This is a genomic window from Prochlorococcus sp. MIT 1318, from assembly GCF_047304505.1.
Classification (GTDB): Bacteria; Cyanobacteriota; Cyanobacteriia; order PCC-6307; family Cyanobiaceae; genus Prochlorococcus; species Prochlorococcus marinus_D.
Map to the genome: position 1 here is coordinate 2,293,403 of NZ_CP138958.1, position 20,904 is coordinate 2,314,306.

General features: G+C 52.6%; 19 protein-coding genes. 10 read left to right on the top strand and 9 right to left on the bottom strand.

The window, feature by feature from the left end; genetic code table 11:
* The 5 genes from SIB66_RS11545 to thrS form a co-directional block, all read right to left on the bottom strand.
* Nucleotides 1–2,148 carry a M3 family metallopeptidase gene (locus SIB66_RS11545; protein ID WP_063421733.1) on the bottom strand — a complete coding sequence of 716 codons (2,148 nt, stop codon included), beginning with the start codon at nt 2,146–2,148 and terminating at the stop codon, nt 1–3.
* Nucleotides 2,149–2,151: 3 nt separating this feature from the next.
* Complete coding sequence (locus SIB66_RS11550; RefSeq protein ID WP_011826484.1) at nt 2,152–3,723, bottom strand: NAD(P)H-quinone oxidoreductase subunit 4; 1,572 nt, start codon at nt 3,721–3,723, stop codon at nt 2,152–2,154.
* A gap of 56 nt (nt 3,724–3,779) precedes the next feature.
* Nucleotides 3,780–4,730: a homoserine kinase gene (gene thrB, locus SIB66_RS11555; protein ID WP_063406614.1), complete on the bottom strand. Its 951-nt coding sequence runs from the start codon at nt 4,728–4,730 to the stop codon at nt 3,780–3,782.
* Nucleotides 4,731–4,744: 14 nt separating this feature from the next.
* Complete coding sequence (gene glk / locus SIB66_RS11560; RefSeq protein ID WP_063406613.1) at nt 4,745–5,806, bottom strand: glucokinase; 1,062 nt, start codon at nt 5,804–5,806, stop codon at nt 4,745–4,747.
* 468 nt (nt 5,807–6,274) lie between these two features.
* On the bottom strand, nt 6,275–8,197 hold the full coding sequence (gene thrS / locus SIB66_RS11565) for a threonine--tRNA ligase (RefSeq protein WP_063406611.1): 1,923 nt from the start codon (nt 8,195–8,197) through the stop codon (nt 6,275–6,277).
* A 379-nt stretch (nt 8,198–8,576) separates the two neighbouring features.
* On the opposite strand from thrS, the gene SIB66_RS11570 reads away from it, so the two are divergent.
* A complete protein-coding gene (locus tag SIB66_RS11570) occupies nt 8,577–8,717 on the top strand; it encodes a hypothetical protein (protein ID WP_236070291.1) in 141 nt (46 codons plus the stop codon).
* 192 nt (nt 8,718–8,909) lie between these two features.
* Here SIB66_RS11570 and SIB66_RS11575 read toward each other — a convergent pair whose 3' ends face one another.
* From SIB66_RS11575 to SIB66_RS11590, 4 genes are all read right to left on the bottom strand, one after another.
* Complete coding sequence (locus tag SIB66_RS11575; protein ID WP_063407005.1) at nt 8,910–9,515, bottom strand: glycoside hydrolase family 104 protein; 606 nt, start codon at nt 9,513–9,515, stop codon at nt 8,910–8,912.
* 320 nt (nt 9,516–9,835) lie between these two features.
* Nucleotides 9,836–10,849 (bottom strand): tryptophan--tRNA ligase, encoded by a 1,014-nt coding sequence (gene trpS, locus SIB66_RS11580; RefSeq protein ID WP_063403233.1) that lies wholly within the window; start codon nt 10,847–10,849, stop codon nt 9,836–9,838.
* A 3-nt stretch (nt 10,850–10,852) separates the two neighbouring features.
* Nucleotides 10,853–11,455, bottom strand: a complete 603-nt coding sequence (locus SIB66_RS11585) for a hypothetical protein (RefSeq protein WP_063403232.1) — start codon at nt 11,453–11,455, stop codon at nt 10,853–10,855.
* The gene (locus SIB66_RS11590) at nt 11,452–11,661 is read right to left on the bottom strand and encodes a hypothetical protein (protein ID WP_063406609.1); all 210 of its coding nucleotides are present in this window, start codon (nt 11,659–11,661) and stop codon (nt 11,452–11,454) included. Before SIB66_RS11590 ends, SIB66_RS11585 begins: the two co-directional genes overlap by 4 nt.
* Nucleotides 11,662–11,676: 15 nt before the next feature.
* On the opposite strand from SIB66_RS11590, the gene SIB66_RS11595 reads away from it, so the two are divergent.
* The 9 genes from SIB66_RS11595 (at nt 11,677) to SIB66_RS11635 (ending at nt 20,596) form a co-directional block, all read left to right on the top strand.
* Nucleotides 11,677–13,044: a YcjF family protein gene (locus SIB66_RS11595; protein ID WP_063407003.1), complete on the top strand. Its 1,368-nt coding sequence runs from the start codon at nt 11,677–11,679 to the stop codon at nt 13,042–13,044.
* Between the two features lie 157 nt (nt 13,045–13,201).
* Nucleotides 13,202–14,278, top strand: a complete 1,077-nt coding sequence (gene psbA, locus SIB66_RS11600) for a photosystem II q(b) protein (protein WP_011129798.1) — start codon at nt 13,202–13,204, stop codon at nt 14,276–14,278.
* A gap of 189 nt (nt 14,279–14,467) precedes the next feature.
* Entirely contained in the window at nt 14,468–15,424 is a 957-nt protein-coding gene (locus tag SIB66_RS11605; protein ID WP_413410178.1) for a metal ABC transporter substrate-binding protein, read from the top strand.
* Nucleotides 15,424–16,221: a metal ABC transporter ATP-binding protein gene (locus tag SIB66_RS11610; RefSeq protein ID WP_063406175.1), complete on the top strand. Its 798-nt coding sequence runs from the start codon at nt 15,424–15,426 to the stop codon at nt 16,219–16,221. Before SIB66_RS11605 ends, SIB66_RS11610 begins: the two co-directional genes overlap by 1 nt.
* A complete protein-coding gene (locus tag SIB66_RS11615; protein WP_063421532.1) occupies nt 16,218–17,087 on the top strand; it encodes a metal ABC transporter permease in 870 nt (289 codons plus the stop codon). Before SIB66_RS11610 ends, SIB66_RS11615 begins: the two co-directional genes overlap by 4 nt.
* A 226-nt stretch (nt 17,088–17,313) precedes the next feature.
* Entirely contained in the window at nt 17,314–17,610 is a 297-nt protein-coding gene (locus tag SIB66_RS11620; protein ID WP_063421530.1) for a hypothetical protein, read from the top strand.
* A 22-nt stretch (nt 17,611–17,632) separates the two neighbouring features.
* Nucleotides 17,633–18,352 carry a class I SAM-dependent methyltransferase gene (locus tag SIB66_RS11625; RefSeq protein WP_063421528.1) on the top strand — a complete coding sequence of 240 codons (720 nt, stop codon included), beginning with the start codon at nt 17,633–17,635 and terminating at the stop codon, nt 18,350–18,352.
* A gap of 1 nt (nt 18,353) precedes the next feature.
* Nucleotides 18,354–19,511 carry an NAD(P)/FAD-dependent oxidoreductase gene (locus SIB66_RS11630; protein WP_063399545.1) on the top strand — a complete coding sequence of 386 codons (1,158 nt, stop codon included), beginning with the start codon at nt 18,354–18,356 and terminating at the stop codon, nt 19,509–19,511.
* Nucleotides 19,502–20,596, top strand: coding sequence for a type III polyketide synthase (locus SIB66_RS11635; RefSeq protein ID WP_063403318.1), 1,095 nt, complete (start codon nt 19,502–19,504; stop codon nt 20,594–20,596). Before SIB66_RS11630 ends, SIB66_RS11635 begins: the two co-directional genes overlap by 10 nt.
* Nucleotides 20,597–20,904 lie beyond the last annotated feature (308 nt).

A 20,904-nucleotide genomic window follows, 5' to 3' on the forward strand; every position in this document is an offset into this window, starting at 1 on the left:
TCACTGATCCGCAGCGCTTGCGGCTAAGCCGGAATGGTGAATCAATGCCTCAGTGGTAGCTGGTCGTCCACGGAATTGCTCATAGACGTCTGCTGGGGAATGGCTACCTCCCAAACTGAGAACTGTGTCGCGAAAGCGAGCGCCAGTGAGTCGAACTTGATCTTCAAGTTCCAGACCAGCTTCCTCAAAGGCAGCAAAGGCATCAGCACTAAGAACTTCTGCCCACTTGTAGGAGTAGTACCCGGCGGAATAACCACCGGCGAAGATGTGGCCAAAGCTACAAAGGAATTGATCTTCGGCGATCGGAAGCATCACCGTGGTGGTCTCAGCAATCTGACGGCGAAGCTGATCTGGGGTCACGCCGAGATCTGGTGTCCAGCAACTATGCAAACGCAGATCAGTGAGAGCGAAATGCACCTGGCGCAGAGTTGCCAAACCGGCATTAAAGGTACGGCTGGAGCGCAATTTTGCGAACTCCTCCTCCGGAAGCGGTTCGCCAGTACGCCAGTGACGTGCCATCCCCATCAACGTGGTGCGATCGAGACACCAGTTCTCCATGAACTGGCTAGGCAGTTCCACTGCGTCCCATTCCACGTTGTTTATTCCTGCAGCCTGTGGATACTCAACGGTCGTGAGCATGTGCTGAAGGCCATGGCCAAACTCATGGAACAAAGTCTCCACCTCATCGAAGCTCATCAGACTTGGTGTCTCTGCTTGCGGTGGAGTCTGGTTACAAATCAAATAGGCCACAGGAAGAATCGATTGGCCCTCGAGGCTTTTGCTGCGTGTCAGGCATTCGTCCATCCATGCCCCCCCTCGCTTGCTGGCTGGTCGGCTATAGGGATCGAGGTAGAACGCTGCCAGGTCTGAACCATTGGCATCCAACACCCGGAAAAAACGCACGTCTTGATGCCAGATCGGAGCCTCGCCGTCGGCACTTTGAATGCGAATGCCAAAAAGACGTTCACAAAGTCCGAACAAACCTTCCAAAACCTGTGGCAGGGGAAACCAAGGGCGCAGCGCTTCTTGATCAAGGTCAAAGCGCTCTTGCCTCAGCCGTTCAGCCCAGAAGTTCACATCCCATGGTTTGAGCTGGCTGGCCTCTGGAGCTCCATGTTTTTTGGCACAGGCCTCGAGCTCAATTAACTCCTTTTGGGCTGCGGGTAAAGCGGCAGCACGCAACTCATCAAGCAACTGCTCGACGGCCTCAACGCCCTCGGCCATTTTGCTGGCCAGGCTGAGTTCAGCCCAGTTCCTGTAGCCAAGCCTTTGAGCTTGCTGAAGCCGAAGGCTTAGCAGCTCTTCAATCAATGGTTGATTGTTTAACTCACCCGCACTCGCTCTACTCACATGAGCCTTGTAGAGCGTTTCACGTAGCCCTCGATCTTTTGCATGGGTAATGAAGGGGATGTAGCGGGGCATATCTAGACCTAATCGCCAGGGACCCTGCTCCGCTGTAGGTTCTCCACCGTCTTCTCGGTGATCTCCGGCTTGCTTGGCTGCTGAGGACAAAACCTCCAAGGCCCTCTGCGGCAGTCCTTCAACTTGTGCTGATCGATTGAGGAGCAGGCTCCATCCCTGGGTTGCATCCAGGACGTGATTGCTGAAGCGGGTCGACAGCTCGGCCAGTTGCTCACTGGTGGTATTAAAAGCCTGCTGTGCATGGTCATCGAGACCCACGCCTCGTAGATCCATGGAGAGTAATTCCGCGTTCAAAATCCGCTGTTGAGTCGAATCCAGCAATGGCCTTGAGGTCTGGTCTTTAAGCCGGCGCAAGGCACGATGAAGTATTTGGCTTTGGCCCATAAGGTTTCCAAAGCGCACCACCTCTGGTTCCTGTGCAGCGTGAGCTTGCCGTAATTCGGAGGTATTGCAGACGCTGTTGAGATGGGATACAACTCCCCTGCTCCAACGCAATTGCTCTTGCAGCTGATGCAGAGGAACCATGACTTGTTCCCAATTAATGCTCTTGCCAGATACCAAAACTTTGTCTAGGTCTTGTTCCAGCTGGCTGAATTGTTTGGTAAGAGCACAGAGAAGTTCAGGAATGTGATCCTGAACTTGTTGAGCAGTAATGGCATTGAAGTTTGGGATTCCTTCACCCTGGAGTAGGGCTGGTGTCTTTATTTCGTTCACAGCAACAGGCATTATTCAGCCAAGGGGTAGCAGGGAACCTTGAGCTACCAAGCTATGGCTAATCAGTCGATCAGCGAGAGCATTGGTTGAAGCCTCATAGAGATCGATGGCGACTCGAGGCCAAAATCCGATCACCAACGTGGGCACAATCAAACTGAGCCCAATGGTCAGCTCTCTGGGGTTGATGTCTTCGATCATTGCAAGGGCGGGAATCCTGGGGCCAAAAAAGACCCGTCGACACATCGACAGCAAATAGACGGGGGTAAGGACCAGTCCAATCGCCGCCAGCACGATCGTGATAACCCTGAATATTGAAGTGAATCCTTCCTGACTAATGATGCCGAGGAAGACGGTGATTTCACTGACAAAGCCGCTCATTCCTGGCAGGGCGAGGGAAGCCAGGGAGCTGGCCAAGAAAAAAGCGAAGGTAATTGGTAAGACCTTGGCCAGGCCACCCATATTGGGGATGGAGAGGGTCTGCGTGCGTTCGTAGAACGTTCCTGTGACGAAAAACATGGCTGCTGCAATCAGGCCATGGCTAATCATCTGCAGCATGGCCCCACTGATCCCGAGAGCATCGATCGCGCCGATACCCAAAAGAACAAAGCCCATGTGGCTCACAGAACTGCAGGCAATTCGTCGTTTCACGTTGTCTTGAGCAAAGGCGTTGAGTGCTCCGTAGATGATGTTGACGATCCCAATCACGATCAGGGCCGGCGCTAGCTGAAGATGAGCATCAGGCAGCATTTGCACGTTGAAGCGCAAAAGGGCATAGCCACCCATCTTTAGGAGTACCCCTGCCAGCAGCATCGACACTGGTGCGTTGGCTTCTCCATGGGCATCTGGCAGCCAAGTGTGGAGAGGAAACATCGGTAGCTTTACGCCAAAGCCCACCAGAAAGCCCAGATAACAGAGGAGTCCAAGACTGCCTTCTGGAGATCGATTTGCCAGCTCAGTGAGGTTGAGAGTGAACTCACCACCCGACAGTGCCAGAGCGAGTCCGCTAATCAGAATCAGTAAAGACGCTAGAGCGGTGTAGAGAATGAATTTGGTGGCGGCATATAGACGTCTGCTTCCGCCCCAGATGGCAATTAACAGGTAGACCGGAACCAGCTCTAGTTCCCAAGCAAGAAAGAACAGCAGGAAATCTTGAGAGAGGAAAACCAGCCCCTGAGCAGAAGCCTGAACCAACAACAGGGCGAAATAAAGCCTTGTCTTGCTTTGCACCTTCCAGCTAGCTGCCACGGCAAGAAGAGTGATCAGCCCACTAAGCACAACCAGAGGAGCCGAAAGGCCGTCTGCTCCGAGCGACCACTCCAGGCCGATGAAGGGAATCCAGCTAACCCGTTCAACCAGCTGAAGCCCTCCATCCTGGCCATCAAACATGCGGCTAAATACAACCAGCATGAGCACGAAATCCACCAGCAGAAAGGCCAGTGCAAAATTGCGTGGTGCCTGGGAGTTACTTGTTTCATTCCCTGGCAACAGAGGCATCAGCAGGGCACCCATCGCCGGCAGCAACACGATCAGGGAAAGCCAGGGAAATGAGGCCTGGGACGCAGCCGTCAGCGGCAAATTGGCGTCCATGGCAGGCAAGAGAATGCGAAGGAACTGATCAGCCCCGAGCGGGCGCTTGAGTATATCTACTCATCCTCAATTTGAGGTTGCCAGTGGCTTCCTCCTGTCTGAATGCTAAGCAGTGGTGCCCTACTTGCTACACCCTCAGCCTCCCAAGCTTTTACCATTGCCTGACTGACTGCTTGCCCTTTATCCTCAGGGCACAGAGCCAGCACGCTGGGGCCAGCTCCGCTGATGGCACAACCCCAGGCACCGGCATTCAGAGCCGCATCGCGAACCTCCAAACCTCCTTTGATTAATGGCCAGCGATAGGGCTCATGTAATCGATCGTGCATCCCATCTGTGATCAGGTCTCCGTTTCCTGTGCGCAGTCCCTGCAGCAGGAGCGTAAGGGCACCAAGGTTTTCTACGGCATCGCTGATCGGAATGTCTTTAGGCATGGCGCGCCTTGCCTCGCTCGTACTTAGGCGAATGGAGGGGATTGCTACAACGACTTTCACGGAATTGATCCAGACACAACGAACCACCCGCCAGCGTTGCGAGGCTGCCTTGGCAGTCAAGCAAAGACCTCCTAGAAGAGAAGGAACCACATTGTCGGGATGGCCCTCAATGTCAATGGCCAGTTCCAACAGTTTTTCTTTGCTGAGCGGTTCTCCCACCAAGGCATTGGCTCCGACCAACCCTGCCACGATCGCACTGGCACTGCTTCCTAGGCCTCTTGCGGGGGGTACCGCAAGCCTCACTTTGGCTTCTAGTCCCACCGGTTCGAGCCCTGCGGCTTTCCACACCCTCTGGGCAGCGCGATAAATCAGGTTGTTGGGCCCACCGCGCAGGTGGCTTCCCTCATTGCCTTCAATAATGAGTTCAAAGGGTCCGCTATCCCCTTCGATCCGCCGCATGGCAAAACGGTTGTTGAGGTCAAGGGCAGCACCAAGGCAGTCGAAGCCAGGACCAATGTTGGCTGTGGTGGACGGTACGTCAACCACAATTCTTTGGCCGATACTCGGCTGCGCCATCCCTACTTGTCTACTTAGGTCAGTGTCCCACCTTGCTCAGCAAGCATGTTTGCTCTGCAGGCTGCACTGAACAGGCCCACCTCGGGATCGATCACTGCCATCACTGGCAATTGCTCTAGAAACGGACGGAAGCGACCCTTGTTGCGGAAGGCTTCAAGAAAGGTGCTTGAGCGAAGACCTTGAAGCTGCTTCGCAGCGGTACCACCACCCACCCAGAGGCCTCCGACACAGAGTTCCTGCAGAGCTAAATCTCCCGCAGCAGAACCGTAAGCAGCTAGCCAGAGCTGTAAGGCTTCTTGAAGAATTGAATCGCCTTGGCTTGCGGCTTGACTAGCAAGAGCAGGCAGATCCAAATGGTCGGGATGATCATCAGCACCATGGCGCCAAGCATCGGCCAGATCTCGCAGAGGATGACCATCTGCGTCACTGTGCTGTAGGCGCCAACGCGCCACGTGTCCCAGGCCGGTGCCACTGACAACACGTTCCAATGAAAGGCGTTCGAGTTGCAAATCGGCCTTGAGCCACTCACAAAGTTGCCACTCGCATTCACTGCGAGGAGCAAATTCACGGTGTCCGCCTTCACTGGGCAGCGCCACCATCCCATCTTTTGTGGGCAGGCCACGGGCCATTCCAAGTCCAGTACCTGCCCCCAGAACTGCTATTGGTCCTTGTGCAGACAAATGCTGCTGTGGAAGCTGAAGCTCCACCTGCTGCGCGTCGTTGAGAAAGGGTAGGCCGTAGATCAATACGCCAAAGTCATTAATCAGTTCCAAATGCTTCAGTCCCGTGGCTGAGCAAAGGTCCTTCTCCTTCAGGCTCCAGGGCAGATTGGTGATACGTGCCTCACCATGGCGAACCGGTCCTGCAACAGCGATGCAGCCGTTATTGGGTTGCTCCATCTCCCCTGGCAAATGGGCGATGAAGTGGCTCAGCATGGGTTCAAGCGAAGTCCACTGATTGGATAAATACCTCCGCCGGTGCTGTTGCTTGAGTTGCTTTTCGTCCCAGCTATAGAGCGCAAGCAAGGTTTTGGTGCCCCCCAAATCACCTGCCAGAAAGGTTCTCGGGGACGGCATGGTGATGACGAATGAGGCAAAGAGCTTCCCTCAGGCTGCATTGACAGCGAGAGATCTGCAACTTTTACGTTGGATAGATTGCTGATTAGCTCAAGGGATAGTGATTCCCATGCCTAGATCGGTTGGCAAGAACTCATTAGCAAGCTCTAATTAGCCCCCACCTGACTTGGCCCTGCTCATCACGGATTGAGATTCCCCACTGGTTTGATTGACGTTTCGCAAGACCAGTCATTTCTTTTGATGGTTGAGTAGTGCTTGCATCGGAGACCATAAAGAAGTTCTGATTCTGCGCAGAACAGAAAGAGCCTGCTCCAACGAGAGAGCCAGAACGACCAACGAGAAGCAATCAGCTTCTCCTATCGCCAGGCCCAATTTGCCATTCAGCTTCTCATCCAGACGGAAGAGAGATTCACTCCAAAGCGAGGTATTCCTCAATTATTATCATCACCTAACTATTGACAACTTTTGTCAATAGTTACCTGATCTACCCTTAAGAGCAATTGCTTCATCCAGAAGTGATGTGAAGCCTTTCAAAGGCATGCTACCAAAGTCCTTGCCCTCTCGAGTGCGCACAGCCACCTCTCCACTCTGCTGTTCTTTATCACCAATAATGATTAAAAATGGTACGCGCTGAAGAGTATGTTCGCGAACTTTAAAACCAATTTTTTCATTTCTTAAGTCAACTTCAGTTCGATATTCTAGAGCCAATAACTTCTTGCAAACATCCTGACAAGCCTGAGCATTACGGTCTGTAATCCCCATCACTACCACCTGCACAGGTGCTAGCCAAATAGGGAGTCGTCCAGCATAGTGCTCGATCAGAATTCCGATAAAACGTTCAAAAGAACCCAGAATTGCTCGATGCAACATTACTGGTGTTCTGCGCTGGCTGTCTTCTGATACATAAGATGCTCCCAAACGTTCCGGCATCGAGAAGTCAACCTGGATCGTTCCACATTGCCAAACTCTACCAAGACAGTCTTTTAAAGAAAACTCAATTTTAGGTCCGTAGAATGCACCTTCCCCTGGCAATAAGTCCCATGCAAGACCTTTAGCGTCCAATGCATCGGACAAGGCCTTCTCTGATTTGTCCCAGATCTCATCACTACCAACACGCTTTTCGGGCCTGGTTGATAACTTTATAAGCACCGAGTCAAACCCAAATGATCTGTAAACCTCAAAGACTAGATCAATAAACTTAGAAACCTCTTCCTGAACCTGAAGCTCAGTACAAAAGATGTGAGCATCGTCTTGAACAAAATTGCGCACGCGCATGAGACCATGAAGTGAACCCGAGGGTTCATTCCTTAAACATGAACCAAACTCTGCCAATCTAATTGGCAGGTCGCGGTAACTTTTTAGGCCTTGGTTGAAGATCTGTACATGGCAGGGACAATTCATAGGCTTTATGGCATATTCACGATTTTCAGATGTCGTTGTAAACATGTCATCTTTGAACTTCTCCCAATGGCCTGATTTCTCCCATAAGGAGCGGTCTACAACCTGAGGTGTTCGGATTTCTTGGTAGTCATGCAGGCTCAGGGTCTCGCGAATATATTGCTCTAAAACCTGATAAATAGCCCAACCCTTGGCATGCCAGAAAATCATCCCAGGAGCTTCTTCTTGAGTATGAAATAAAGACATTTGCTTGGCGATCCTGCGATGATCGCGCTTTTCAGCTTCTTCAAGGCGCTTGAGATAAGCTTTTAGCTCTTTGGAACTTCCCCAGGCCGTGCCATAGATGCGCTGCAACATTGTTTTATTTGAATCACCTCGCCAATAAGCACCTGATACTTTCATTAATTTGAAAGTGCGCAAATGCCTTGTGTTAGGCACATGTGGACCTCTACACATATCAGTATATTCTTGATGTCGATATAGCTTAATAATTTCATTCTCAGGAATTTCATCTACGATTTCGATCTTGTAGGGCTCGCATCGCTTTTCGAATTCCTTATGAGCCTCTTCCCTTGAAACTATTTCAACATTAACGTCGTAGTCAAGCTTAACCAGCTCTTTCATACGAGCCTCAATCGCTTCCAAGTCTTTAGGAGTAAAAGGCTGATCATAAGCAATATCATAATAAAATCCATCTTCAATAACTGGACCAATGGCCATTTTTGCTTCGGGATATAATTGCTTTACGGCATGACCAATCAAGTGAGCGAATGAGTGGCGAATAGTCTCAATTCCATCTTGGTCTTTCGCCGTGATGATATTGACTTCAGAGTCTTTCTCGATAGGGATACAGGTATCAAGCAATACGCCATTGACTCGGCCTGCGATAGCCGCCTTTGCTAATCCAGGCCCAAGGCTTTCGGCCACCTCCATAATGGTTACGGGTTGATCAAACTTCTTTTTATTTCCGTCTGGAAGTGTAATAATAGGCATAGCAAGGAGTTTTCTTTGATGAGTTACAATAGTGTTCTATTTTATCAGCTATATCATTAGCAATCCTTGCACCTCTGAATGCTGAACTAAAATATTTTGCACATTAGCAAAAACGTAGAGGAACACTGCAAAAAAGGGACATAGGATAAAACTTCCTGGCAAGTCCAACAAGCAAAATACCAGCATAGACTTCAATGGGGTCTTGCTTAGATTCGTCAGAGCTATTTGCTACGATCTCAAAATGGTTTTTTATACAGCCGATCTAACCGCCTAGGCGTTTTTGTAGGCGTTCTTGGCTGTCGTGAGCAAAAGATGTTGGCATTACCTGCCTACCCCCAGCACACATGGCTTTGATCGTAATCAATCCGAGAGACGCTTGATGCCTAACATTTTCTGCTTAGGGAATGGTCTGTCATGGAATTCGAGCTTTGCTGATAATCCAGCTACCAGCAGGCCCGTCAGCAAAACAAGTGAGCAAATCGCTTACGGCCCTGATCGCAATGCTCAGGGTCATGGTTGAGGGCATCGACTATGGGCTTTGCTCGTCGCAAGAAAGCTGCCGAGATTGTCTGCTTCTGTTGTGATCGTCATCCTTTTTGGATGTCTCTTTTAGAGAGTGATCCGCAAAGGGAACGCTAGGATTTGGTTGCAATCAAGGGATGTCTTTCGAGTAGAAGCACACAACTTCTTCTAGTTCTGAAGTTAGATGCTTTTAGCTTGCTAAGGCCTGCTGCTGCAATTGACGCAAATTGGCTGAATAAAATTTTGCCAACTCTGCATGGCTCTTGACTGGCTGTCCATAACTGCTGTTGCCAGCCCAATTAGGAAACGAAGCCCATTCCGGTGCAAGACGAGCCATCGCGGAGTGCGTTAAACCAATAGAATCTATTTCCTTGAGAGCACCGCGCTTGCTAACCAAGTGCAACGCTGCTTGATCTTGATGTTGTGGTTGAAAATTGGGTAAGTTCAGCTCCTTCGCTACTGCCATCCAAGTTGATGGCATGAATTGATAGGCACCTGCTGCTGCACTGCTGTAGAACTTCACCACAACTCGATTGGGGTGTTGAGAGAGGTCCTCAAAGATACCCCCTCCAAACATTGTGCGATATCCGAGGTCTTTTCCTTCTTTCCAAGTGCCTTCTGCATAACGGATGGTGTTCAGAAGGGCTCGACGTTCGGGCGTTATTAAATAGTGCAGTTTTTGGCTTCCATTGCTTTGATCAGCAACGTTCACCCTAAAAGCATGTTCTTTAGGTAACTGAATGCGTTCAGCTTGCAAGGTCTCGCCAGTACCCATGAGAACACTCAGGCTGATCATGGCGGAAGTTGCCGTGAACCAATTCGAATGATTCGATTGACCTGAAAAGCCAAACTTCAATGGGAACGAGCGAAGCACGTAAACCAACTAAACGGTTTGTCACATTGATCAATACCTCCCCCGTCTGGCGAGATGGTGACTAATACCCTTGACTCACGCACCAGAGTGTGCATAAGCCTGAAGTTGACATTGACAACAGATCCTGCGTCTCACGAGACCCTTTCTGATGGCTAGAACTCGCTACCTTCAGTGCCACAAGGAGGCCTCGACCATCACTAATCCCCAATGATTAGCCAAACTTTTCTTTCGGCCTGTATTGATTAGCTGGCTATCAGGAAGCCAAGGGCCTGGCGGACTCGTTGAAGGGTTGCTTGGGCGGTCTCTTCCGCTCTTGTCCTGCCTTGGTCAAGAACTCTGATGAGTTCAATGCGGTCGCCCATGAGTTGTTGATAGCGATGCTGTATCGGCTCAAGGGCTGACACCGTGGCGTCGGCCAGCAGAGGCTTGAAGGTTCCCCATCCCATTTCTGCGCATTCTTGGGCAGCTGCTTCTCTTCCGCGGCCACTAAGAATGGCGTAAATCCCAAGCAGATTGTCAGCCTCTGGGCGGTCTGGGTTGCCAAATTGCAAGCCCATTTGGGGGTCTGTCTTGGCCCGCTTGATTTTTTTTGTGATCAGTTCAGGCGGATCAAGCAGTGTGATACGACTTCCTTCATTGGGGTCACTTTTACTCATCTTGCTGCGGCCATCGCTAAGGCTCATCACTCTTGCCCCCTCTTTAATGATCAGGGGATCTGGAACTTTAAGGACAGGTTTCTCTTCACTACCGAAGCGAGCATTGATGCGCTGCTGAGCGATGTCACGGGCGAGTTCTAAATGTTGTTTCTGGTCTTCGCCCACAGGCACCAAATCAGCGTCATAAAGAAGAATGTCTGCTGCCATCAACACCGGATAGTCCAGCAGTCCCACAGAAACGTTGTCCCCCTGTTTGACTGACTTTTCTTTGAACTGGATCATTCGCTCTAGCCAGTTCAGAGGCGTAACACAGTTCAGCAACCAACAGAGCTCACTGTGGGCGGAAACCTGGCTCTGCACAAAGATGCTGCAGAGATCTGGATCCATCCCACAGGCCAGGTAGAGAGCGGCTGTGGAGAGGGACTCCTCGGCCAAACGTTCTGGATCGTGCGGAACGGTAATGGCATGTAAATCCACGACACAGACATAGGTGTCATGGCTGCTCTGAAGATCTACCCAGTTGCGGATGGCCCCCAACCAGTTACCCAGATGGAGGGCACCAGTCGGCTGGACGCCGGAAAGGACCCGCGGGCGCTGCATTAATCAGCCCTCACTAGGTGCATTGTCAGGTTCATGCTCTATTGCCTGCACTTGTTGAGTTTCAGCAGCCTGGTCCTGCTCTTGCTCTGCTGAGTGCAATTGTTCGCTTTCAGCAGTCTGGGCCTGTTCTTGAGTTTGTTCTTCAGCTCGGTTTTGTTCACTTTCAAGAGCCTTCTCGGGCTCTTGAACCGATGGTTGAGGCTTGGCTGGCCGTGCGAAAGGATCAGGTCGAGCCCCTCGATGCATTGGCTGTCTGTCTCTATGAGAGCGATCACTACGCGTTCGCTGAGCTCCTTCTTCTCTTCGTCTGCCACCACTTGGGGCCTTGGAACGCTCACTGGCCACCAGTTCGTCCAATTGGCCGTCCTCCAACATCTGGCCAAGGGTGCGCAAGGCAAATCCCAGTACCGCCACTGTGGAGCGCAGTTGAAAGGCTTCCTGCAGGGCTCTGGCAGAGCGCATTTCGTTGTCGCTCAAACGGATACGAAATCCGCCGGCTTCACGGTTCCCAGGACCGCGCCCACCTCGGAATCCAGCCCTTCCGCTCTCCCGGGCACCATCACCATGCCTTTCTTGTCGTTGCGGATCGCTGTAAGAATCAGTCATGGCCTACGGCCTTCAATCAGGCGCAAGTGTGACGCATCGTCGTCTTTCGCGACATGCCTGGGGTTCATGACGGGATTAAATTTTTTTTGATCTTCATCAGAGAAACGCTTCGTTTGTGACCCCATTTGAGGAGCCAAAGGAACGCAAAGTCTTCTCTCAGCCATTAATTGAACGAAGAAGGTCACGTAGGCTGGTAAGGCTTGCACGACAGGTGGTGCCCCGTGAAGCTTCCAGCCCTACTGATCAATCTTGTGCCTCGCTCCCCTGCCTTAATTGGCCGGGTAGCACTCATCACAGGGTCCCTCGTCCTCGGTCAGTGGGTCTTCACTGATGTGATTCATCTGCCTGGCGGTGGTCTTGGCTTGATGGTTGCTGGTGCGGGCGTCTGGTGGTTGTCAAGGCCCTCAATACCGGCCCGTTTTGATGCACCAGATTCTGTGCAGGGCTGGATCCGTCGCTGCAAAGAGGTCCTTGATCAGTTTGAGGACCTAGAAGAGGGTCAGGAAGATGTGGTTGCGCTTCGCCAACAGCGCAGCGAGGCCCTTGATGCCGTTCTACAGCGTTCCGAACCTCAAAAAGTTTCTTTTGTGAATTCCGGAGAGGGTTCTCTTGAGGATCATCCCGATGTTCAGACAGCCATTGCAGGATCCACTCCACTGAGCATCAGCTGGGCGCGGCCTCTCTCTCAGACAGGCGAGTCTTGGGTCTGGCCCGCAGCTCTTCAAGAGCAGGATGTCTTGCTCTATGTCTTACCTTTGCCGTTGATGGCAGCAGACCTTCTTTGGTTAGAGAGGGTGCCAGCCAATCAACCCATCTGGCTGATCGTCTCTTGGCAAGATTCATCGACTTGGGTCGATCAGCTGCAGGCACTTCAAGCTCAGTTGCCACAACGCTTGAGCGGACAGGTGCTTCGTTGGACAGGCAATCAAGACGATCTTTCAGAAGCCCTTGCACCGGTGAGACGTCTGTTAGAGCACCCTCAGCGAAATCTTGAGATCACGCGTAAGCGCTTGTTGGGCAGTCTTCACCGCAATTGGCAAGCCGAGTTAGAGCAACTTCGCAGGCAGAGGTTCCTTGGACTCCAACAGCGCACTCAATGGTTGGTTGCAGGAGCTGTTTTTGCCTCTCCTTTACCCACAACGGATCTTCTAGCCGTGGCTGTGGTCAACGGCTTGATGATTAAAGAAATGGCGGGGATTTGGAAGTGTTCCTTGAAGCCAGAGGTTCTGCAGTTGGCAGCTCGCCAGTTAGCTGGGGCGGCTCTAGCCCAGGGAGTGGTGGAGTGGAGTGGCCAAGCTCTATTGGGCGTAGCCAAACTTGACAGCAGCAGCTGGATTGCAGCGGGTACTGTTCAGGCGCTCAGCGCTGCTTACCTAACCCGTGTTGTTGGACGCTCAATGGCCGATTGGCTGGCATTGAACAGTGGCGTTGCTGAGCCGGATTTGGAAGCCTTAAAGATTCAGGCACCGCTGCTGGTTGCTAAGGCTGCAGAGCAGGAACGTCTCGATTGGTCCAGCTTTTCACAACAGGGAATCAGCTGGATCAAGGAGCTGGCTCGCCAACCAGGCGCCTCGCCAAACCCTGCGTAGGCTGCGCAAGCAAACTTCATGAAGTTTGCTTGCGCACTGCGTCGCAATGTGAGGAAAGCACTTGCAGCAAGTGAGCTTTGCTGCCCAATTTTTATATGCTATTGGCGAGTCTTCCCTAACCATGGGTTGAGGCTCGTTAACGTCCTCTTCATACTCAATGACCACCACCATTCGCAGTGGTCGCCTCAGTGGCTGGGAATCCTTCTGCAATTGGGTCACCTCCACCAATAACCGCATTTATGTGGGTTGGTTCGGTGTCCTGATGGTTCCCACGCTGTTGGCAGCTGCCATCTGCTTCACCATTGCCTTTATTGCGGCACCGCCGGTTGATATCGACGGTATCCGTGAGCCTGTTGCTGGCTCTTTCCTCTACGGCAATAACATCATTTCTGGTGCTGTTGTTCCTTCCAGCAACGCCATCGGCCTGCACTTTTATCCCATTTGGGAAGCTGCTTCTGTTGATGAGTGGCTTTACAACGGCGGTCCTTACCAGCTTGTTGTGTTCCACTTCCTGATCGGCATTTGTTGCTGGTTGGGTCGCCAATGGGAACTCTCCTACCGCTTGGGCATGCGCCCTTGGATCTGTGTGGCCTACAGCGCACCGCTGTCGGCAGCCTTTGCTGTTTTCCTGATCTATCCCGTTGGTCAGGGTTCCTTCTCGGATGGCATGCCTTTAGGCATCTCTGGAACCTTCAACTTCATGTTGGTGTTCCAGGCAGAGCACAACATCCTCATGCATCCCTTCCACATGATTGGTGTGGCGGGCATGTTTGGCGGCAGTTTGTTCTCCGCCATGCACGGTTCACTGGTGACCTCATCGTTGATTCGTGAAACCACCGAAACCGAGTCTCAGAACTACGGCTATAAGTTCGGCCAAGAGGAAGAGACCTACAACATCGTGGCTGCCCACGGTTATTTCGGTCGTCTGATCTTCCAGTATGCCAGCTTCAATAACAGCCGCAGTCTGCACTTCTTCCTGGCTGCCTGGCCGGTGATCTGCATCTGGATCACCTCACTGGGTATTAGCACCATGGCCTTCAACTTGAACGGCTTTAACTTCAACCAGTCGGTTCTCGATGCCCAAGGCAGAGTTGTACCAACCTGGGCTGATGTGCTCAACCGCAGCAACCTCGGTATGGAAGTGATGCACGAGCGCAATGCTCATAACTTCCCTCTCGACCTGGCAGCTGCTGAGTCCACACCTGTGGCTCTGATTGCTCCTGCGATTGGCTGATCTGATCATCCTCAATACAAGGTTTGGCAGCAGCTGAACCTCACAACCCCCTCTCAAGAGGGGGTTGTTTGTTGCTAAGTCGCAACTTCTTTGAAAAGCCTCTTTTTGGGCTCAGCAAGATTCCATACTTAGGAGCTTCAGGGAACATGAAATAACCCCTGAGAGTCCTTTGGCAATCGGACCTATCACGTGTCTCAATTGATCTCTGGGCGTCAAGCCGTCCGTTTTGCGCTTGCCTTCTGCTGCCTTGCACTTCTAGGTGCCTGCACACCACCAACCAGGATGGCGAGCCAGTCCCAGGCCCAAGACTCAGGCAAACCTCTTGTGCTCACCACCTTCACGGTGCTGGCAGACATGGCACGCAATGTTGCCGGCGACCGTTTACAGGTGCGCTCGATTGTCAAGCAGGGCGCTGAAATTCATGGTTATCAGCCCACGCCAAGTGACCTGGCCCAAGCTGTTGGTGCGGATTTGATTGTCGAAAATGGCTTTGGGTTGGAACTCTGGGCGCGCAAGTTCACTGCCGCTGCTGGCAAGGTCTCAACGCTGACTCTTAGTGAGGGGATGGAGCCACTGTTAATTGAGGGGGATGCCTACGCAGGCAAGCCCAATCCTCATGCCTGGATGTCTCCGCAACGGGCGATGCAATACGTCGATCAACTGGTGAAAGCCTTTAGCAAGCTTGATCCAGAAGGTGCCAAGACCTTTGCCATTAATGGTCGTCGCTACAAAGACCAGCTCCAAAAACTTGATGATGAACTAAGGACATCTCTGGCAACGATTCCAGCCAAACGTCGTTTACTGGTCACCTGTGAGGGAGCCTTCACCTATTTGGCAAAGGATTACGGCATGGAGGAGGCTTACCTTTGGCCTGTCAATGCCGAGAGTGAGGTCACCCCTCAACGTATGGCCAAACTCATCGAGACCGTCAAGCTGCGTGAAGTGCCAGCGATCTTCTGCGAAAGCACTGTCAGCGCCAAGGCTCAGCGTGAGGTCGCACGGGCTAGCGGCGCTCGCTTTGGCGGTACATTCTTTGTTGATTCTCTTTCGCAAGCCGATGGGCCGGCCTCGACCTTGCTCGATCTTCAACGACATAACGTCGATCTGATTCTGGATGAATTGGTACCAGTCAATCGCGAAAAATAATGGATCAGTGTCGTTCAATTCCTTTCGGCGATCGCCTGCGCATTGAGGCCGATCAAATTTGCGTGGATTACAACGGCGTCGTGGCGCTTTATGACGCCAGCCTGCATTTGCGGGCTGGCTGCATCTGCGGGCTAGTTGGAATGAATGGTTCTGGCAAGTCAACCCTTTTCAAGGCCCTGATGGGTTTTGTAAGACCATCACGAGGAACGATCCAAATCAATGGGCTATCCGTTCCCCGTGCCCAGCGCGATCAGGCTGTTGCCTACGTCCCTCAGAGCGAGGAAATCGACTGCTCGTTCCCAATAAGCGTCTGGGAAGTGGTGATGATGGGTCGCTATGGCTCGATGAATCTCTTACGCATCCCTAGGGAATCAGATCGATTGGCGGTTTGGCATGCCCTCGAACGGGTGGAGCTTCTCGACTTGAGACATCGCCCCATTGGGGCCCTCTCCGGCGGCCAGCGCAAGCGGGCATTCCTGGCCCGCGCAATTGCCCAGCGCGCCTCTGTACTCCTACTCGATGAGCCATTTAACGGTGTTGATGTACGAACCGAAAAGCTCATGGCGGAGCTGTTCCTTCAGTTTCGTCATGAGGGTCACACCATCTTGATCTCCACCCATGACCTCAGTCATGTGCGCGAGTTCTGCGATCTGGTGGTACTCATCAACAAGACGGTGCTGGCCTATGGCCAAACGGCAGAGGTCTTTACTCCAGAGAACCTCGCCATGACATTCGGCGGCATGGTTCCGAACGTCCTGAGCGGTGGTCCGACCTCCACGGAGGACTTCAAGCAATGACAGAGCTTCTGGCAACAACGACAACGCTGTCTTGGTTATTGGAACCCCTTAGTCATGAGTTCATGGTGCGTGCCTTGGTGGTGAGTGCTCTTGTTGGAGGGGTATGTGGACTGCTCTCCTGCTACATGACCCTCAAGGGCTGGGCGTTAATGGGCGATGCGGTCTCCCATGCCGTGATGCCCGGAGTGGTTGTGGCCTATGCCCTGGGGTTGCCGTTCTCGATGGGGGCCTTTGTCTTTGGCGTGGGGTCTGTGGCTTTGATTGGCTTTGTAAAACAAAAGTCACGGGTCAAGGAAGACACTGTGATTGGCCTTGTCTTTACAGGATTTTTTGCGCTCGGATTGGTACTGGTATCCAAAACCAGAAGCAACATCGACCTCACCCATATTCTTTTTGGCAATGTGCTGGGAATCTCAATGGCTGATATCCAGCAAACACTTTTGATTTCTGGAATTGTGGTGGCAATTCTGTTGGTTCTTCGCAGGGATTTTATGTTGTTCTGCTTTGATCCAACCCATGCACGATCGATCGGCATCAATACAGGACTACTGCATTATTTGCTGTTATCAGTGTTATCACTTGCTGCCGTTGCTGGTCTACAGACCGTAGGCATCATCCTTGTGGTTGCGATGTTAATCACTCCTGGCGCTACGGCCTATCTACTCACAGACCGCTTTGATCGGATGACTTTGCTCGCAATCCTAAGTAGTGCCCTTTCAAGTGTTCTAGGTGTCTACATCAGCTATTGGACCGATAGTTCCACTGCAGGCTGCATTGTGCTGGTGCAGACCGTTCTTTTCCTGCTGACTTTCTTATTCTCCCCTCGATACGGCATTTTGAAAGTTCAGCGTTCACTTGCTCCATAGGCGTGGCCGAACAGCGCAAGTCTGACTAGAGAGGACTTGATTTTTATGGGCCTCTTCAATTCGGCTCTGCTCAATGTGGTTTGAGGAACACCAATTGCTCAATAGCTAATCTCAGTTCAGATTTAAATTGAGCAGCCACGTTCTGTTCATGATGTGCACTTTCAATAGAAAATCCACTGAAAGCGCCTGAGACTCCAGTTCAAACAATCACTTGACTTGATTAAGCGTGGCTTTGATTGCCGCTGCTGCCGCTTTGCGGCTGTGGTTGCAATTTGTTTGCAGGCCTTATCCCTTGGATGTCCCTAGGGATTTGTGCAAAGAGTCATGTTTCCTGCAATTGCACGTCGTCTGCCTGAGCAATGAGTCCTCTCCTGTGCTCTCTGGCAATGTTCAGCAGCTTGTTGTTGAGAGAATTTTTGAGGCCTTGACCGGTTCGGTGGTAGGGCGCATTGCCTGCATCTACGGTTCGATCGAGATTAAAGATGATCTGACAATTTCCGCACCAGCCTTCTGCCTAAGTTGAGGGAACACCACGTTCGTGCCCGATGCCCTGGGGTGAGGCTCTCAACCGGCGTGATCGTCAACCGGAAGTCATGGATCAGCCAGGGCTTGATCCCACTGAACATGCCAGGGCCTTAAACGGCTTGCGTCGCATCAATGCCATCAGCCGCTGTTCTGCAGGTCTATTCCAATCCATTCAGGCTCTAGCCATCCGTCACCCCGAGACTCCCCTACGGGTGCTCGAGCTGGCCTGCGGAGGTGGAGACACAGCGATCGATCTTGCTCTGATGGCACAGCGCCAGGGCCTGAAGCTCGAGATTCAAGCCTGTGATTTCAACCCAGAAGCCGTGCGTATTGCCCGTGCCAATGCATGGAAACGGAATGCCAAATTGACATTCTTCTCTGCCGACGCACTCTCTGAAAACGTTGATGATGAATCGTTCGATGTGGTGTTCTGCACCCTTTTCACCCATCACTTAGACGACAGCGACGTAGAACGGCTTTTCGCCAGAATGGCAACAAGGGCCCGCAGGCTTGTGCTGGTTAATGATCTGATCCGCAGTCGTCTGGGCTACGTGATGGCCTGGGCTGGAACACGTCTCCTGAGTCGCTCCTGGGTGGTCCATACCGATGGCCCCCTTTCGGTTCGTGCCGCTTTCCGTCCTGCGGAAATCATGGCTTTAGCCCGGCGCGCAGGTTTGGAGGGTGTTCAACTGAATCGCTGCTGGCCTGAACGTTACCTGCTCAGCTGGGAGCGACATTGAGATGCAGGAGTCGTGGGATGTACTGGTGGTTGGGGCCGGTCCTGCAGGGGGACTAGCCGCCCTGGATTGCGCAAGGCGAGGATTAACGGTGTTACTTGTGGAAAAACGCGCTTTCCCCCGCTGGAAAGTGTGTGGTTGCTGCTTTAACAAACAGGCTCAGGCGACTCTCGCCTCTCTAGGGCAGAACGATCTCATCATTGATCGCGGCGGCGTACGACTGCAAACCCTTCGCCTCGGCCTGAATGGTCGTCAAACATCTCTAGCCATTCCCGATGGTTTTGCTCTCTCCAGGGAACGGTTCGATCAGGCACTGATGGACGCGGTCGTTGAAGCTGGAGCTTCCGTTCGCTGTCAAATGAGCGCCGGGGTCGAAGAAGTCCAGCCAGGCTGGCGGATTGTGCGGCTGAAGGATCAGCGCAGCGGTCAGCAGAACCACGTCAGGGCGCGTGTCGTGCTTGTTGCAGCTGGGCTTGCCCAGCGTTGCTTGCCCGAGCAGGATGCTGGCATCACCAGGATCCGTAGTCGTTCCAGGGTTGGGGCGGGTTGTGTTCTTGTTGATGATGAGAAGCACTACACCGCAGGCGCCATTCACATGGCAATCGGCGAACGTGGTTATGTGGGTCTGGTGCGCCGAGAGGACGGTTTACTCAATCTGGCAGCCGCTTTCGATCGGCAGGCGCTAGCCCATGGGCAAGGAGCGGCCGGAGCGACCCAGGATGTGCTTATGCAGGCTGGTTTCCCACCACCTGCTGCTCTGAGACAGGGGCGATGGCAGCTGACACCAGCTCTTAGTCGCGGCGCTGAAGTTGTTGCCGGAGAGCGCTTTCTGGTAATGGGTGACGCAGCGGGTTATGTGGAGCCATTTACAGGAGAAGGAATTGCCTGGGCCCTCACTGCAGGTGCCGCAGCGGCACCATTCGTTGAAGAAGGCCTCCTGCGCTGGAGCCATGATCTGGAGAAACGCTGGACGAGAGAGCTGAAGCTGCGGATCGGTCGTCGCCAGCGGATCTGTCGCACTCTTGCCATGGTGCTGAGGCAGCCAAAGCCGACGAGGGCATTGTTTGAACTGAGCAGCCGCTGGCCGGCACTGTCTGAACGGATTGTTGCCAGCCTGAACCATGTGACGCTCCCCTCCGCCGGAAGTCAGCAATGCCTCTGACCATTCGCGGCATGGGAACTGCAGTGCCGGAACAACAAGTCAATCAGAGCGATTCCATGGCGCTTGCCGAGTTGGTCAGTGCCGACAGTCCCGAACGAGCGGCACTGGTCCGCCGGATTCAGCGACGAACTCAGGTTCAGAACAGGGGCAGCGTTCTGCTGGGAGACGACGCGAGTGAGCCGATCAGCAAGCGTTTGCCCTTCTACGGGGCCAAAAGCCCCACGACTGCAGCAAGGATGAACGAGTTTGATCACCATGCTTCAGCGCTAGCAATCAATGCATGCCGTCTTGCCCTCGAGGAGGCCGAGCTAGCCGCTGATGTGATCACTCATCTTGTGACCGTTTGCTGTACCGGATTCAAGGCTCCGGGTGTTGACCTTGCTCTGATCGACCAACTTGAACTTGACCCCGGTGTTCAGAGGACTCATGTGGGATTCATGGGCTGTCACGGTGCCTTGAACGGTCTACGTGTGGCGCGGGCGTTCGCTGAAGCTGATGCCAACGCTGTAGTGCTGCTGTGTTCTGTCGAACTGTGCAGTCTCCATCTTCATTACGGCTGGGACCCCGAGAAGGTGGTAGCCAATGCCCTGTTCGCGGATGGAGCCGCAGCTTTGGTTGCTTCTCAAGCTTTGGCGCAATCGAAACAATCTCTGACCCTGAAGGCTTCTGGCTCCACCGTGATTCCAAACACCAGCAGTCTGATGCATTGGCAGGTCGGAGATCATGGTTTCGCTATGGGTTTATCACCACAGGTGCCAGAGGCGATAGCTGATGCATTGCAACCTTGGCTGAGCAGTTGGTTGAGGGGCCATGGATCCGATCTGACTGAAATCCGCAGCTGGGCCCTCCACCCTGGGGGGCCGAGGATCCTGCAGGCCTGCGCCGACGCCTTAGCCCTCAAGCATGAGCACCTGGCTGAATCCCGGTCCGTCCTTCAAGCTCACGGCAACATGTCTTCGGCCACCGTTCTTTTCATTCTTGAACGCATGCGTCATAAGGCTTGCAGCGGACCTTGCCTGGCACTCGCCTTTGGTCCCGGCCTTTGTGCCGAAGTGGCGTTGTTCGATCTTTGCAACAGCAACTGAATTCGAACTTTGGATCAGAGTTCAGAGCTACTCAGTTCTTCTTTAATCGAGGATTCAGTGAGCGATAATGGAAGGAGAAACGAACAACGCAATTGATCTAATTGGATCTAAATAGCCAATGGAGTTTCCAACTTGATAGTGACGAAGCTCTGCTGTAACTAGGCCATAACAAGTACTACAATTGGCACCAAGCAAATAATCAGGGCAACCTCGCGAAGTGTTTTAGGTTTTCAGCGTAAGTCAAAGGCGAGAAGAGAGTTGAATCATGAATCGTAATATACAAGGTTTCTAGCCAACCTCAACATCAA